This is a genomic window from Rhodopirellula sp. P2, assembly GCF_028768465.1.
GTDB lineage: Bacteria > Planctomycetota > Planctomycetia > Pirellulales > Pirellulaceae > Rhodopirellula.
The window spans coordinates 4,419,917-4,436,647 of sequence record NZ_CP118225.1 but is presented as its reverse complement, the minus strand read 5'-3'; the positions used below and the strand labels follow the sequence as shown (position 1 = coordinate 4,436,647).

12 protein-coding genes are annotated in these 16,731 nt (G+C 57.0%); 9 read left to right on the top strand and 3 right to left on the bottom strand.

Annotated features, from left to right (window positions below; all coding sequences use genetic code 11):
* The first annotated feature begins 3 nt into the window (after positions 1 to 3).
* Positions 4 to 1,179, top strand: a complete 1,176-nt coding sequence (locus tag PSR62_RS15685) for an AGE family epimerase/isomerase (protein WP_274403938.1) — start codon at positions 4 to 6, stop codon at positions 1,177 to 1,179.
* A 100-nt stretch (positions 1,180 to 1,279) separates the two neighbouring features.
* Positions 1,280 to 2,983 carry a hypothetical protein gene (locus PSR62_RS15680; RefSeq protein WP_274403937.1) on the top strand — a complete coding sequence of 568 codons (1,704 nt, stop codon included), beginning with the start codon at positions 1,280 to 1,282 and terminating at the stop codon, positions 2,981 to 2,983.
* Positions 2,984 to 2,993: 10 nt separating this feature from the next.
* On the opposite strand, the gene PSR62_RS15675 is transcribed toward PSR62_RS15680, so the two are convergent.
* Positions 2,994 to 3,863, bottom strand: a complete 870-nt coding sequence (locus PSR62_RS15675; protein WP_274403936.1) for an AraC family transcriptional regulator — start codon at positions 3,861 to 3,863, stop codon at positions 2,994 to 2,996.
* Between the two features lie 313 nt (positions 3,864 to 4,176).
* Here PSR62_RS15675 and PSR62_RS15670 point away from each other — a divergent pair, with 313 nt between their 5' ends.
* The 4 genes from PSR62_RS15670 to PSR62_RS15655 all read left to right on the top strand — a co-directional run bounded on the left by PSR62_RS15670 (position 4,177) and on the right by PSR62_RS15655 (position 8,542).
* Entirely contained in the window at positions 4,177 to 4,989 is an 813-nt protein-coding gene (locus PSR62_RS15670; RefSeq protein ID WP_274408240.1) for a PIG-L deacetylase family protein, read from the top strand.
* Positions 4,986 to 5,819 carry a glucosamine-6-phosphate deaminase gene (gene nagB / locus PSR62_RS15665; protein ID WP_274403935.1) on the top strand — a complete coding sequence of 278 codons (834 nt, stop codon included), beginning with the start codon at positions 4,986 to 4,988 and terminating at the stop codon, positions 5,817 to 5,819. Before PSR62_RS15670 ends, nagB begins: the two co-directional genes overlap by 4 nt.
* A complete protein-coding gene (locus tag PSR62_RS15660; protein ID WP_274403934.1) occupies positions 5,816 to 6,940 on the top strand; it encodes a Gfo/Idh/MocA family protein in 1,125 nt (374 codons plus the stop codon). Before nagB ends, PSR62_RS15660 begins: the two co-directional genes overlap by 4 nt.
* 267 nt (positions 6,941 to 7,207) lie before the next feature.
* Complete coding sequence (locus PSR62_RS15655; protein WP_274403933.1) at positions 7,208 to 8,542, top strand: Gfo/Idh/MocA family protein; 1,335 nt, start codon at positions 7,208 to 7,210, stop codon at positions 8,540 to 8,542.
* A 218-nt stretch (positions 8,543 to 8,760) separates the two neighbouring features.
* On the opposite strand, the gene PSR62_RS25780 is transcribed toward PSR62_RS15655, so the two are convergent.
* Positions 8,761 to 8,985: a sulfatase-like hydrolase/transferase gene (locus tag PSR62_RS25780; RefSeq protein WP_443217278.1), complete on the bottom strand. Its 225-nt coding sequence runs from the start codon at positions 8,983 to 8,985 to the stop codon at positions 8,761 to 8,763.
* A gap of 776 nt (positions 8,986 to 9,761) precedes the next feature.
* On the opposite strand from PSR62_RS25780, the gene PSR62_RS15650 reads away from it, so the two are divergent.
* From PSR62_RS15650 to PSR62_RS15640, 3 genes are all read left to right on the top strand, one after another.
* Positions 9,762 to 11,255, top strand: coding sequence for a hypothetical protein (locus PSR62_RS15650; RefSeq protein WP_274403932.1), 1,494 nt, complete (start codon positions 9,762 to 9,764; stop codon positions 11,253 to 11,255).
* Entirely contained in the window at positions 11,252 to 14,227 is a 2,976-nt protein-coding gene (locus PSR62_RS15645; RefSeq protein WP_274403931.1) for a PVC-type heme-binding CxxCH protein, read from the top strand. Before PSR62_RS15650 ends, PSR62_RS15645 begins: the two co-directional genes overlap by 4 nt.
* Before the next feature lie 75 nt (positions 14,228 to 14,302).
* Complete coding sequence (locus PSR62_RS15640; RefSeq protein WP_274403930.1) at positions 14,303 to 14,671, top strand: VOC family protein; 369 nt, start codon at positions 14,303 to 14,305, stop codon at positions 14,669 to 14,671.
* Between the two features lie 467 nt (positions 14,672 to 15,138).
* Here the strand turns inward: PSR62_RS15640 and PSR62_RS15635 are convergent, their stop codons facing one another.
* Positions 15,139 to 16,497 carry a Gfo/Idh/MocA family protein gene (locus tag PSR62_RS15635; RefSeq protein ID WP_274403929.1) on the bottom strand — a complete coding sequence of 453 codons (1,359 nt, stop codon included), beginning with the start codon at positions 16,495 to 16,497 and terminating at the stop codon, positions 15,139 to 15,141.
* Between the last annotated feature and the right edge of the window lie 234 nt (positions 16,498 to 16,731).

Sequence of the window (16,731 nt, the reverse complement as noted above, 5' to 3'; positions counted from 1 at the left end):
TCAGTGAATCCCACGCGACGTCAAGAATTGATCGATGTGTATCGAGATGGACTGCTGAATGACACGGTCCCATTCTGGATGCGGCACGGTGTCGATCACGAACACGGTGGATTCTTGACCTCGCTCCATCGCGACGGAACGGTGATCGACACCGACAAAGGTGTTTGGCAGCAAGGCCGCTGCACCTGGTTGCTCGCTGAACTCTACAACAATGTGGAACCTCGCGAGGAATGGCTTCAGCTCGCAATTCAGGGAGCGGCTTTCTTGGAACAAAATTGCTTCGACCCGTCAGATGGTCGAATGTGGTTCCATGTCACGCAGGATGGCCGCCCGATCCGAAAACGACGTTATGCGTTCTCCGAGTGCTTTGCCGCGATTGCCTATGGCGAACTTTTCCTGGCCACCGGCCAGTCTCACTACCGCGAACGTGCGATCCAAACGTTCCGGCGATTCATCGACCACAACTTGAACAGCGAAGTGGCCGCCTCGAAGTTCACCGGGACTCGTCCGGCGCGAAGCATGGGATTCCCGATGATGACCATCGTCACCGCTCAAGAACTGCGTCAGTCGATTGGTCTGGAAGATGCCGACGACTGGATCGACCGCAGCATCGCCACGATTCGCGACTTCCACCTGAAGCCGGACATCGCATGCGTGATGGAAACCGTCGGCGTCAACGGCGAGCTGCTCGATCACTTTGAAGGTCGCACGCTCAATCCAGGACACGCGATCGAGGGCGCCTGGTTCATCCTCTGGGAGGGGCATCTCCGCGAGGACGCTTCTTTGATCCAAACGGGCTGCCAAATGCTGGATTGGATGTGGCATCGTGGCTGGGATCGGGAACATGGAGGCATCCTCTACTTTGTCGATGTGCATGGTTTGCCCGTCCAAGAATACTGGCACGACATGAAGTTCTGGTGGCCTCAAAACGAAACCATTCTGGCAACCCTGCTCGCTCATTTGCTGACCGGCGACGACAAGTACGCCGATTGGCACCAGCAAGCTCACCAGTGGGCGTATGCTCGTTTCCCCGACGCCCGGCACGGCGAATGGTTCGGGTACCTGCACCGCGACGGCAGCATCAGCAGTGAACTCAAAGGCAATCTTTGGAAAGGACCGTTTCACCTACCGAGGATGCAGTACATGGCTTGGAAGTGGCTGGAGAAAGATCTCGCCTGATCGCGGCAACTCCCCCATCGAGTCAGTCGCTCGCCTACAATTCGAGCAGGCAACTCATTTGAATTGCCGCCTGAAATCGCTAACCTCAAAGGCACTTGTGATGAGACTTTCGCTGCTAACCGTCGTTGTTTTGTTGTTCGCGGTACCCGGGCGCGGTTCGCTTTCGGCGGACGAGAACGATCTGTTCACCATCGTGGGCGAGCAAACGACCCACACGATTACTGTCGAGGTGACCGATCCCGATGGCGCCCCGATCAACGGTGCGGTGGTGACTCCCTGGGCACTTCGTTACTCGCAAGGCCACGGTCATTGGCTCCGCGATGGAAACGACCCTTCCGAGATGAAGCCGGAAGCTGCCCGCACAGACAAACGCGGAATCGCAAACATTTCGTACCCGTTCTATCGTGATGCCGCCGAAAAATCACGAACCTTGCAAGTCTCCGTGCATGTTCGACATGAGTCATTCTGTTTGGCAGATGCGATCCACATGGACGTCCCGTCCGACGACGTGTTTGAAATCGAAATGCAGCCGGCAGCAAGCATCCTTTTCCGACCGGTCGTCGTGATGGACGACGACTTCACGATGGACGAAATCCAAGTTCTTCGTTCCGACATCGGTTCTTGGGAAAATAGTTACCACAGGGAGATCCAAGGCGACCACGTCCGCGTCAATCAACTGTTCCCTGGTGAAAGCGACTTTCTGTTGGTGCGTCTGGTCGATGGTGCCCCCACACACTTCAGTGAAATCTTCGAAGTCGAACTCAAGCCTGGCGCAAACACACCACTGGATGTTCCGCTTCATCCCGCCACATCCGTCTCCGGAAGACTCGCCGACAATGTTCCGCGTCCAGTCGTCGATGGCCGTGTTCTGGCGATGACCGTTCCACCAAAGTCAACGCGGGAACGCGTGACTTGGTCCACTTGGGTTCCTATCAATGCAGACGGGACCTTTCTGATTGAAGGCTGGCCGAAAGATCAATCCATTCAAATCATCGGGCTAACCGAAAATCACCGAGTCCGTTCCCCGCAAGCAGCCCAAAAGCAGAACAGTCGTCTCGGGCACCCAGTCGTCTTTGACCCACCGTTGGACAAACCGATCACTCTAGAGATGGAGTCATTGCATGCATGCCGCGTCCAGGTGAAAAGCCTGGACGACAAACCGCTTGGCGACGTGAAAGTGACTGCCTATCCGAACGTGATGTGGACCAATTGGGGATCCCAAGTTTACGGCAACCCCCTGACGCGGAGTGCGGACTTCTTTGGAAACCCCGACTTGCTCGCCTACTTCCACAATCAACGTGACCGGCCCCGTTATCCATCGACATTTGTCGACCACACCGACGAAGATGGCATCGCAAGGATCAAGTTGCCTGCTGGCACCTGGGGACTTTACGTCGATGACGATCACCACGAGATCCCCATCGTGCTCGGACGGCGAAACGTCGACATGGAAGTCTCCGACGACTCTGAAAACTCAATCGTGATGCGGTTGGTTCCCAAGGGCACGGACTTGCTCGGCGACTATGACAAGCTGGCGGGAGTTGTGTTCGGCTGTTCCACGCGAGATGGCGAGAGAATTTGTGCGTTGCCAGAAGTCCGCGAGAAGATGGATGAGTTTGTGCGTCGAATTCAGGAAGCCAAGGATCCGCAAGATCCTAAAATCCTCTCCGAGGCGTTCATGGTTGTGTCGGACGCCTTCCTCAAAGCCGGTGACCAAGACGAGGCGGCGAAGTGGCGGCGCAAGGCGTTGAAGATGAAGGTCAAACTGACACGAGCAATTTCAAAAGAAGAATCTGCCAACTGAGATCGAGCACTCAAACCGCGATCCGAACACGATTGCGATAGTCACGTGGTGTCATCTTTCGGTGCTGTTGAAAACGCCGATTGAAATTCGACAGGTTCTGATACCCGGATTGTTGGCTGATCGACAAAATGGAATCCTCGGTGTCGGTCAACAAGCGACAGGCAAACCCGATTCGAAGCTCGTTGATGTAGGCCGAAACCGTTCGACCGGTGGACTGCTTGAAAAACCGGCTGAAAGCAGACGCGTTCATGTCTGCGAGCTCCGCCAATTCCCTGTGCGTCAATTCGGGATTGGTGAGGTGATGCGTGATGTGGTCGCAGATGACCTGAATGCGGGTCTCCACCTCTTCGTTGTGACTGGCCCGATACAAATGGGACGCGAGCGGCTCGCAATCAGAACACCCCGCGAGTTCATCCAGAATCGACAGCAGGGTCACCAACCGACCTGCTCCCCGCTGAGTCTCCAAATCCGCCATCCGGTTGCCAACCGACTCCGCGACGCTGGCCGGAAACCACAACCCACGACTGGCCCGTTGCAGCAACTGGTGAATCTCCACCATCTCATTGAGCCGAAAGAAGTGGGGGCCCAAGAAGTCGGGATGAAACTGCAACACCATCGCGGAGTGCAAGTCGTAAACCTGCCCTCGGTATTCGTCGGAGGACCACGTGTGCGGCAACTCGGACCCCAGCAACACCAGGTCATGATCGGTGTAACTGCCAATGTGGTCGCCAACCATTCGGGACCCCACTCCGGACGGTATGTAGGTCAACTCCACTTCGGGATGGCGATGCCACTTCACAGGTGACTGCAACGACGCGCGGTTGAAACATCGAAACGATTGCCCACCGTCGGGGACCAACTTTTCGTAGGAAGCTTTCATGTGGCTGAAAATAGAAAAGCGATGACGGACAGACGAGTTTGAAGTGAAACGAAAGGGACGCAGCAACGGTTGCAATGGTGGTGATGCAATTCGGTTCCGGGGCATCGTGCCGCGATGAGCTCACACGCGGAGCCCCTCCTCACTGCGCACAAAAAGTATCACTTCATGGAAATACGCGCATACTTCCACAACCCACCCCTTCGATGCGCAAACAGAGTACCACAAAATGGCAACTGTCGTGGAGAAACGACTTTCGCAAGTCTGCAGAATGGGCCACGACGAATCGCATCCCCCAAACGTGAGTCACGCCGAAATGCCAACCAGCCCCTCCATTCCCGACAGAAAAGTGGCCCTCGCGTTCATGGCACATCCGGACGATGCAGAGATCAGCTGCGGTGGCACTTTGATTCGATTGCAACAATCGGGTTGGGACGTCCACATCGTTTCCGTGACCGCTGGCGATTGCGGGTCGATGAACATGGGCCCGGAGGAGACCGCACGAACTCGCATTCAAGAAGGCACCAACGCAGCGAACTTGATCGGCGCCACCTTCCACACACTCAGTGAACCTGACGGACGCGTCGTCTACGACCGCGAATCGTTGCAAAAGTCGATTGACCTGTTTCGGCGCATCGCCCCGACGCTCGTGATCACGATGCCGATGTCGGACTACCACGCCGATCACGAGGTCTCTGGTCAACTCGGTCGAGCCGCCAGTTTCGTGTACGCCGCTCCCAATGCATCTGCGGAACCAGTACAAGAAGGTTCGCGAGTTCCCTATCTGTACTACACCGATGGACATGACGGACAAGACCGGATGGGCGACGCAATCACGCCCACCACGTACGTCGACATCAGCGACCAACTCGAAACGAAGACACGCATGTTGGCTTGTCACGAAAGCCAATCGGAGTGGCTGCGATCGCACAACGGCATCAGCGAATACCTGACCGCCATGCAAGCCCACAGCCAAGCTCGAGGAACCGACATCGGAACGCATGCGGCAGAAGCCTTTGTGCAGCATCGTGGCCATGGCCATCCCGGTGACGACGTGCTGGCAGCACTTTTCCCGAACCAACATTCCTCCCGTTCGCCCGACACCGCAATGCATGCGTCCCACTCATGAGCAGTACCTTGGAAAGCCCGTCGCCACTCAATCGTTCGACGAACTCAACACCGGGACTGTCTGTTCTGAAGTTGGCGGACGCCAGCGTCGCCAGCAAACGCATTGCCAGAGAGATCGGAGCGTTGATCCGCCAGCGTGCTGCGGAAAATCGAAACTGCATTTTGGGCTTGGCGACCGGATCAACTCCGATTCGTGTCTATCGAGAATTGGTGCGAATGCACCGCGAAGAGGGCCTGTCCTTCCACAACGTGATCACGTTCAACCTGGACGAATACTTTCCGATCACCCCCGATGCCCCCCAAAGCTACGTTCGGTTCATGAACGAACAGCTGTTTGATCATGTCGACATTGTTCGCTCCAACGTTCACATTCCCAACGGCACCATTGAGTTGGAAACCGTTCCGGGGTATTGCCGCGACTACGATGAATTGATCGCAGCGACCGGCGGCATTGATCTTCAACTGCTAGGGATTGGACGCACCGGGCACATCGGTTTCAACGAACCGGGCGCAACCCAAGACACACGCACACGGTTGGTCAAACTCGACGACCTCACGCGATTGGATGCGGTCAAAGATTTTGGTGGGATGGACCACGTGCCACTGCTCGCGATCACCATGGGGGTCGACTCGATACTGCAATCTCATCGCATTCGATTGCTCGCATTCGGCGAACACAAAGCCGACATTGTCCAGCGTGCCATCGAGGGACCAATGACATCCTCGATCCCAGCCTCCTTCTTGCAGTCGCACCGCGACGTCCAATATTTGCTTGACGACGCCGCTGCGAAATGCTTGTCACCATCCACATTTGGAGAACCCACGCAATGAGTGCGTCCGAACAAACCTCCTCCTCACCACGCGTCCGGATTCTGTGCGTGGGCGCCGGCAACATGGGACGATCCCATGCGTTGGCCTACCAAGCCATCGACGGATTCGAGATCGTCGGGATTTGCACCCGTTCCAAAGAATCCGGCGCCAAACTGAACGAAGAACTTGGCAGCGACTACCCCACCTACCAAGACTTCGACGAAGCCTTGCAGGCGACCCAGCCAGATGCGGTTTGTGTATCCACTTGGCCCGACACGCACGCTCGCTTCGTGACGACTGCCTTGGAAGCCGGTTGCCACGTCTTTGTTGAGAAACCGCTTGCGGACTCAGTCGAAGCCGCCGAATCCATTGTGGCGTCTGCCTTGGCAACCAACCGCAAAGTGGTGGTCGGATACATCCTGCGACATCATCCAAGCTGGAACCGCTTCATCGAAATCGCTCACACCTTGGGCAAGCCCTTGGTGATGCGGATGAACCTCAACCAGTCTTCCTCGGGTGCGACCTGGGAAACTCACAAGCGGTTGATGTCCACGGTTTCGCCGATCGTGGACTGCGGCGTGCACTACGTCGATGTGATGTGCCAAATGACCGGTTCGCGGCCGATCCGTGTTTCCGGAATTGGTGCCCGTTTGACCGACGAACTTCCCGAAGGAATGGTCAACTACGGCCAATTGCAAGTCACTTTTGAAGACGGTTCGGTCGGTTGGTACGAAGCCGGTTGGGGCCCGATGATGAGCGAAACAGCATTCTTTGTGAAAGACGTGGTGGGTCCAAAGGGATCCGTTTCCATCGTTGCGGAATCCGCCTCGTCAACGGGACAGAGCGACAACGTGGACGCTCACACCAAAACTGAATCGATCCGCTTGCACCACGGCAAACTCAACGCCGAGGGCAACTTCGCCCGCGACGACGAATGGATCCATCTGGAAGATGAACCCGACCACGATGGACTCTGCCATCGCGAACAGCAGTTCTTCTTGGATGCAATTCAACAAGACAACGACTTAACGGCCCACCTCCAGGATGCGGTCAACTCGATGAAAATTGTCGCGGCGGCGGATGAGTCCTTCCGAACCGGCAAGACAATCGAACTGCAAAGCCAAGAAACGGTCAGTAACTGACGTTTTTAAGAACTGCCGACCGTTTCAAACTAAACTTCGTGAAGCCCGTTTTTCGGGCGAAGCGAATGGGATGGACGAGGTCACGAGAACCGCTTGATTTGCTCCCCAGAAGATCAGTGGCCTCGTCCATTTTCCCTTCCACCTGAGTCCCTCGCATTGTTCCCGCCCGCCAGACACTTGCTCTGACGCAATCCCACCTGCCTGTTTCTGTCCTTCCCAATCGTGATGCCGCGATTGTTCCTTTGACAATTTCCAAGTGAGCCTGATATGAACGACAAGCTGAACCGCACCACTTCTGATCGTCAGACCACCAGTCGCCGCGATGTCCTGCGTCGCGGTGCGACCGCCACCGCTGCCCTGGCGGCAACCGTTGGCGCCAATCAAATGGTTCACACTCAAGCCGCGTCCACCGACCCCAATCGCAAAATCAAAATCGGAATCGTTGGTGCTGGCGGACGTGGCACCGGAGCGGTCAACGATTCGCTCACGATCAATGACAACATCGAATTGGTCGCGATCGCCGACTTGGACCAAGGCAACGCGGAACGTCTCCGCACAGGAATGAAACGTCGACACGCTGACAAGATCAACGTCGCCGACGACCGCATCTATTCCGGGCTGGACGCCTACAAGAAGGTCTTGGCCGACCCCGATGTGGAAGTCGTTTTCTTGACGACCTCGCCTGCCTTCCGTCCTTTTCATATCGCCGAAGCAGTCAAAGCTGGCAAACACGTCTTCGCTGAAAAACCATCCTGCGTCGATCCCGCGGGCTACCGAATCTGTGTGGCTGCTCACGAAGAAGCCAAGAAGAATGGCACGGCAATCGTCACCGGCACCCAGTACCGTCGCCAAAGCAACTACATGGAAGCGGTCAAACGAATCCATGACGGTGAAATCGGCGACGTGATCGGCATGACCTCCCGCTATTGCAGCAACGGCATCTGGTACAAAAACCGCGGCAAAGACGTCAGCGACACCCAGTACCAACTCAACAACTGGATGCACTTCATCTGGTTGTCCGGCGACCAAATCGCCGAGCAAGCCGTCCACAACATCGACCTGATGAACTGGGTCATGCAAGGCCCGCCCGTCAGTGCCTACGGTTCGGGCGGTCGCTTCACTCGTCCCGACGACAGCGAAATGTGGGACAGCATGTGCATCGACTATCTGTACACAGACGATCGCCCCGTCTCGTTCATGTGTCGCCAAATCCCTGGCACCACCGCCGAGAACGGCAGCACCGTTCGCGGAACCAAGGGCTTCGCCGTCATCGGTGCCGGAAGCAGCGGGTCGACCTTCCTGGATCGCAGCGGCAAAGAAACCTTGAAACTGGAAGGCAGCATCGCGGACGCCTACCGTCAAGAACACAAGGACTTGATCGACTCCATTCGGTCCGGTGAACCCATTGTCGAATTGCTCGAAACCGCGAAAAGTTCCCTGACCGCTGTCATGGGCCGGATGGCAGCCTACACCGGCAAGAAAGTCACTTGGGACTTTGTGGCCAACGAATCGGAACTGGATCTGTTCCCCAAAGACCTGCAGTGGGACGGCAGTCGTCCCGAGCCAAGCTTCGCCATCCCAGGCAAAACCAAACTCATCTGATCGCGTTCTCCGAACGTTGATTTGAGTTCCAACATCAAAGCAGAACAGTTGTCATTCAACTGTTCTTCGGGGCGGCAATCGGGCCGTCCCTTTTTGTGCCATCACCTCGATCGGGCACCATTGCATGCATCAGCCAACAAGGCATGCAGCAGCCACTGGTGAAGTGAACCAGGCTCACCAGCCTCGCTGAATCGTTGGCTTGCACGTCTCCCGAGTCATCAACGCAATTGGAACGTCTGCTCGAACTTCGGCATTCCATTCTCGATCCAGCTCTTCTGCCCACCAAAACAATGTGGCATCCGTCCCGACAGCAATGCCATCCGGGTCGGACCACAACATGGATGCGACACATACGCCTGAGTGAACATCACCCCCTCGTTCGCTAAGGACCACGTGAACAACAAGTGACGTAGCGGAAGGGCGCGAGCCCTCCGGTTCCTCACCGGGCGGCTTGCGCCACACCGCTAACATCGTCACTTGTTGTTCACGCGTTGCTAAGCAGGTACGCAGGTGTCATCGGGTATGTGAGCCGTTGGCGTTAGCCACGGTTTTCACGCGCAGGCCAGGCGAACGCCCAAACGGCTCACATGGTTGTGCCCGATCATTCCAGCCGACCTGCATAATTGGTCCAGATGGGGAGTCACAACATCGGTCTGCACGCCAAAGTGCGCCGCGTTGAAACCCACATCCGCGTACCCCAAATCATCACAAAGGATCAACAGGATGTTTGGCCGCTCAGGTGGTATCGAGGCAACTTCGTCGCCAACTCATGCCTTGAAAACCTCGGGCGCACCCTTCCGTCGGATGAGCCAATTAAAACGGTCCAACGACAATCCTACGGCATTCGTGATCGCGAATACTTCGAACTACTTCTCTACTCGCTCCATCAAGCAAAGTACGCTTTAGTCGGATGAGCCTCAAAAGGTCACGTTGGGAGACTCTGCCATCCATCGCCCTCCTCAACCCATCACCATGGTTTCAATCTGCTACCATATTGCCAGTCCGCTTGATCAACTCAGCAAGACGCACTCGAGCGGATACTCCCACCAACAACTCCCCCCTGATCGCCATCCATCTCGAATGGACACAACCACGTTGGCACGGTATGGCAACGTCATTGCATCGAGGATCTTGGAATGAGATCTCCTGCGATGCCCACCATACCGCCAGCATCATTGGTCTTTTTTCGTGTGCTTGGTAACTCGCCCGGAGCCCCACCATGATGTCTCGTTTTCTGTTCCAGCCACTTGCTCCCTTCTTGTTGACTGTGTGCTTGGTCGGCTCGATCGTTATCCCCAACAGTCTCCTGGCCCAAACAGAAACGGCGGAGTCGGAGCCCCAGCCTCATCACATTCGATTGGCAACATTTGACGTCGACGCGACGCCGCCGGTCGGATCCATGATGGCGTACGACCGTGTCAAACGAGTTGAAGAAATGACGCTCCGGGCTCGCGGCATCGTGATTCTCGGCGCGGATGCCCCGATCGTGCTGTGTGCCGTTGATTGGATCGGAATTGGAAACGAAGGGCACGATCAATTCCGAAGCCGGCTGGCCAAAGCCGCCGGGACGACGCCCGAACGAGTCGCCGTGCACACCTTGCATCAACACGACGCACCTCGCTGTGATTTTTCCGCGGAACAACTCGTCAACGACACCGGCAAATCGGACCTGGGACCCTACGACAGTTCGCTCGCCCGAGAAGTTTTGAACCGTTTGACCGACGCGGTCACCGAGGGCATCGCCAGTGCCAAAGAAGTCACTCACGCAGGTTGGGGAACCGCAGAGGTCAAAAAGATTGCTTCCAACCGTCGACTTCAAGATGAAACGGGCCAGGTCTTCGCGACCCGCTACACCGCCTGTCGTGATCCGAAACTGCGAGCCGAACCCGATGGCACGATCGATCCCGAACTGACATCCCTGACGTTCTTCAATGGCGACCAAGCCATCGCGGTGATCACGCACTACGCCTGTCATCCACAGAGCTACTACCGAACCGGCGTTCCCAGCCCCGACTTTCCCGGGTTGGCTCGATTCATTCGCGGCCAAGACCGGCCCGACGTGATGCACGTCCACTTCAATGGGGCCGGCGGGAACATTGGCGCGGGCAAATACAACGACGGCTCTCCCGCCAACCGACTGATCCTCGCTCAACGTTTGGCCGACGCCATGGAAGCGGCTGCCCAGTCCACCGAAAAGTTTGCCCTTTCGGCAAACGATGTCGGATGGTCGTTCGCGCCCGTTGCTCTGCCGCCCGCGCCCCACCTCGACGCCGATGCGCTTCGCGAAAAACTGCGGTCCTGGAATTCAACCGACTACTGGGGCAGTCCCGATGACCTGGCTTGGTTGCTGCGATGCCAGAACGGACACAAAATCGATTTGAGTTGCCTCTCGGTCGGAGACGTTCGGCTGCTGCACATGCCCGGTGAACTGTTCGTCGAATATCAATTGGCAGCCAAAGCCATGCGTCCTGATCTCAAGGTTGCCATGGCAGCCTACGGCGACTACGGCCCAGGCTACATCGGAACCGCAGAGGCCTATTCACAAGGCGGTTACGAAACCAGCGCACGAGCGTCCAAGGTGGCCCCCGAAGTGGAATCCGTTTTGATGCAAGGCGTGCGGACCCTTCTTGAAGTCCCAGAAGAACAGCAGCTGGAATCCGACCAGCCCGTTGAGTCCGCAGCAGAAGAGACAGCCGAGGTTCCCTCACGATGAAGTCGATCACACGCAACTCGCCAACAAGCAGCATCGTCGTCGGCCTATCCCTCCTGCTGACGCTGGGATTTCGAATCGGTGTCGCCGAGGAGGACTATGCCGCGGAGCTTCCTCGCGTCCCAGCCACCCCGCCTTCGGAAACACTTGCGGACTTTCAAGTCGCCGGTGGCTTTCAAATTCAGTTGATCGCCAGCGAACCGTTGGTGACCAGCCCCGTGGCCATGGAATGGGCCGCGGATGGGTCCTTGTTCGTCTGCGAAATGCGCGGCTACAGCGAAGATCGCGACGAGGGTATCTCGCGAATCTCTCACTTGGTTGATACGGACCATGATGGAGTCTACGACCGCAGCACCATTTTCGCCGACGGTCTGCTCTGGCCCACCGGTCTGTTCCCTTGGAATGGTGGGCTGTTCGTCGGCGACGCTCCCAACCTGTACTACCTTCGTGATACCGACGGGGATGGCAAAGCAGATCAACGTGAAACCATCCTGACTGGATTTGGCACCTCCAATGTCCAAGGACTCATGAACTCGTTTCGATGGGGCCTCGACAACCGCATTCACATCGCTTGCAGCAGCACTGGCGGTATGATCCGGCGACCACAACAACCAGAATCGGACGCCATCAATGTCCGCGGCCGCGACATCGCGTTGGACCCTCGCACTGGCGAATTCGAATTGACCAGCGGCGCCGCCCAACACGGCATGGGGTTCGACGATTGGGGGCGCAAGTTCGTTTCCTCCAACAGCGATCATCTTCAGCAAGTCATGTACGAAGACCGCTACCTCGGTCGCAACCCGTTGCTTCAACCTGCACCGGCGCGAATTTCCATCGCCGAAGATGGGCCACAAGCCGAAGTGTTTCGAACCAGTCCCGTCGAACCCTGGAGGATTGTCCGCACCCGATTGCGAGTCAGCGGCAAAGCTCGCGGTCCCATTGAAGGTGGCGGCCGAGCGGCCGGATACTTCACCGGCGCTACCGGCGTGACCATCGTGCGCGGCGATGCTTGGCCGGAATCGTTCCAAGGGATGGCGATCATCGGGGACGTTGGCAGCAACCTGATTCACCGCAAACGACTCCAACCCGATGGACTGAAATGGGTCGGAAAACGAGTCGACACCAACAGTGAACTGGTCACCTCCACCGACATTTGGTTTCGGCCCGCCCAGTTCGCCAACGCCCCCGACGGATCGCTGCACATCATCGATGTCTGCCGCGAGGTCATTGAACACCCCAAGAGTCTGCCTGCTGAAATCAAGCAGCACTTGGACCTGACCTCCGGACGTGACCGAGGCCGTCTGTACCGTCTGATTCCTGAAAACTATCAACACCGACCGACGCCAAATTTGAACGCGTCAACCGACGCGGAGTTGGTTCAAACCCTCGCTCACCCCAACGCTTGGCAACGCGAAACGGCGGCCCGACTGTTGATCGAACGACAATCCCAGGCCACTCAATCACTTCGTCAATTGGCCAGCGAATCGGTGTCTCCGCTCGGGCGTTTGCACGCACTGGCGGTTTTGGATGGACTAGGACAACTGAACTCAGAAACCATTCTTTTGTGTCTCGACGCCCCTGAACCCGCGTTGCGGCGGTTCGCGATACGATTGGCTGAAAACGTCGACGCCAGCGAAGACTTACGGACAAAGCTGACCACGCTCGCAGACGATCCATCCATTGAGGTTCGCTATCAACTGGCCTTCACCGCCGGCTCAGTTCCAGGACTCGACAAAACCGAAATTTTGGCAGCGATCATCCGGCACCCCCCCACTGATCGTTGGATGCAAACAGCAGTTCAGAGTTCGCTCGGCACAGGGGCAGGCAGGCTCTTCGCCGCCTTGCTCACGCCGCCCTTTGACACTCGTCTGGATGGTTTCCTGACCCGACTGGCATCTCAAGTCGGCCAACAAGACGACGAGACGGAGATTCGACTTGCGCTCGCCGCTGTCTCGGATCTCTCGCCATCAGAAGGCAGCTTCGCTCTTCCAATCCTGGGCCAATTACTGCAATCACGCTCTCGGTCAGGAAGCGTTCTGCACCGCCTCGCATCTGCGGGCGAACTGACCAGCATCGATGACAAGATGCAGCAGATGCTGGCGACGTTGGAACAGGTCGCAACCGATGACTCCGCTTCCGTCAACGTTCGTGCGTCTGCCATCGCCAACCTTCGTTATGCGGGTCCACAACGCATCTCGAACGTCCTGCCACCATTGATCGACAGTCGACAACCAATCGAAGTCCAACGCGCCGCGATGATGACATGGGGACGATTCGATTCCAGTGAGATCACGACCACGCTGCTTGGACAATGGAGCGGTCTCAGCCCGAGCCTTCGCGAAACGGCCAGCGAGATCCTGTTCTCACGCCCCGATCGCTTGAAAGCCTTGCTCAGTGCAATCGTCGCTGGCGACATTCCGATCAGCGAAGTGTCCCGCTCTCGCTTGCAGGTCGCTGCCAAATCCAACGACTCAACCATTCGCGACCTTGGGAATCAACTGCTGGAATCCAGCGGCTCCAAGAATCGTGAAGAAGTCGTGAATGCCTATCAAATCGCGTTGCAAAAAGAGGGCGATGTCGTTCGAGGCCGAAAACTCTTCACAACGCAATGTTCCAATTGTCATCGGCTGGAAAATCACGGCCACGAGATCGGCCCGAACTTGGCGACTGTGAAGGCTCGCGGAGCCGACTTCATCCTCACCAATGTCCTGGATCCCAACCGCGAGGTGAATCCGCAGTACCTGAACTACGTCGCCTTGGATGTGAATGGACGCACTCTGACCGGCATGATCACGGATGAATCCGCGACGTCGATCACGCTGCAGCGAGCTGAATCCGCCAAAGACGAATTGCTCCGCGTTGACATTGAGCTGCTTCAAAGCACTGGCATGTCGATCATGCCCGAAGGCTTGGAAGAACAACTGACTCCGCAAGCTTTGGCCGACCTGATTTCGTATTTGATGCAAGTCGAATGAATCCGCCATGGGCGGCCGACGAATCAACCTGGTAAAGTCGCGGGGCCATCCCAATCCCACGACTTAGGATTCTGAATGTCCAACCAACACGAATTGATCAACTACCTGGAGCTCCCCGCCCAGGATCTGGCCGCGACCAAAGCTTTTTTTCAATCCTGCTTTGCTTGGAAGTTCACCGACTACGGGCCGCAATACACTGCGTTCGACAAAGCAGCGGGATTGGACGGCGGGTTCTATCAATCGGACAAGTCATCCACGACCGCCAATGGATCCGCGTTGGTCGTGTTCTACAGCGATGACCTGGAGGCCACGCAGACCAAGGTGCAAGCCTGTGGCGGCCAGATCGTTCAAGAGATTTTTGCGTTCCCCGGCGGTCGCCGGTTTCACTTCACCGAACCCTCGGGCAACGAATTCGCCGTTTGGTCGGACATAGCACCGGCCTGATTCCGAAGCAGCCATGAGCAGCGATCTCGCAGCTCTTGCGTCTGTTGTCAGTCATGTCCGCAAGGTGCCAAGCCATTTCCTGGCTCGATCGGACGGAGCGGCAAACAACTGTCGTCGCTCCGCGACTTGGGGACTTGGCTGTCGGCAGGTGACCTTGGGTTGAAACCCAAGGCTTTCGGCTGCCGTCGCTCCGCGACTGGTTGTGCGATTTTGGGTGGCGACAACAACCGCGGAGCGGTGACAGTTGTCAGCCTCGGGTTTTTAACCCGAGGTCTCGGTCGTCACCACCTTCGCTCAACAAGCCGCCGAGCGGCGGCAGGCCCGAAGGGTCGACACATCCATTGCCGGGGTCGTCAGGCCCCGGATTGATGAACCGCCCGAACAGCAATTTCCCCCGATTCCCTCGCTGCCGGACGGTGCCTACCAGAATGCCAGAAGGTGCCAGCCAGTGTCCTGTCCCTGGAAGATTACGCTCGATCAGCCGGGTGCTGGTAAGGAGACCGATAGCTTCTCTTCAGTTTTTGAGTCGCTTCATCATCACCGACAATCGAGTGAGTTTCGGGATCGAACTCAAGTGTTCGACCAAGTTCCATGGCCACGTTTGCCATGAAGCACGACGCGCTGCTGATATGACCTTGCTCGATGTCTGCCACCGGTTTCGTGCGGTTGTCGATGGCATCGAGGAAGTCTCGCATGTGACCACGAATGGCGGAGGCGACGTGCAATTCCAATGACCACTTTTCTTTGTCCGTGACATCGGTCGGGTACTGATCCGTTTCAATCACGGCTTCACCGGAAATCTTCTTGCCACCGCCGCGTGGTTCGAATTCGAACTTGTTCACGCTCAACTTCAACGTGCCCTTGTCACCATAGATTTTGGCGGCCCAGGGATACTCTGGGTCAGGAGCACTGCCCCAACTTCGATGGGTCCAAACCACATCCAACTCATCAAAGTCAAACGTCGCGGTTTGGGTGTCGGTGATGTTGGCGATTGAATCCTTTTGGACCATGATCCCACCGACGCTGCTGATCCGTTTGGGCCATCCCAAATCCAGTTGCCAGCGCACCAAGTCCAGCATGTGCACACACATGTCCCCGACAATGCCGTTCCCGTATTCCATGAACGCTCGCCACTTTCTCGGGTGAGTCAGTTCCGTGTAGGGACGCATCGGCGCGGGCCCCGTCCAGGCTTCATAATCAAAATGGGCCGGTGGATCGATCGCCGGTGGATTTTTGTTCGCTCGCATGTGGTAGTAACAACACACTTCGGCGAATGCGACGTTGCCCAGCAAACCAGCGTCGACGACGTTCTTCTTGGCGTCGATCAAGTGCGGTGTGCTCCGACGTTGCGTGCCGACTTGCACGACCCGCCCCGTTCGCCGAGCCGCATCCAACATCGCTTTGCTTTCCAACGTGTCGACGCCGGTTGGCTTCTGCACGTAGACGTCTGCTCCGGATTCGACCGCGGCGATCATCGCCAAAGCGTGCCAGTGATCGGGAGTGGCGACCAACACGATGTCGGCATTCTTCTTGGCCAGCAGAACCTCGTAGTTTGTGAAAGTCTCCGGTCGCTTGCCCGACTTCTGCCGGGTGGCGATCAGGTCCGCACACTCATCGAGTAGCTTTTGGTCGACGTCGCAAAGCGAAACCACTTCGACCGGTTCGATGTTGAGCAACTGCAGCAAATCGCACTTGCCATACCAACCGCACCCGATCAAGGCGACGCGTCGAGGACGACGGCTTTCATCGGCCGAAGCCGACTTGGCGTGGGTGGCAGCAACGGTGGCAGCGGCAGCGCTGGCAGCTAGAAAGGAGCGACGTTCCATGGCAAATTTCGGAGTGGGGAAAAGGATGGGAGCGACCGAACAGACAAAAACCAAACGACAAATACCGGGTTCCCTGACCAAACATTTTAACAAGAACTTGCTGTGCTGGTGGGCAGCAGCTGTCAACCTGTACCAACACGTGGCCGTTGTTCCCAGTGATCACCAAGAAAACGAAGTTGGTATGATACGCCCCCGACGCGAGAGCAGGGATTTCCTGTTCACTGCCTCGCTCGC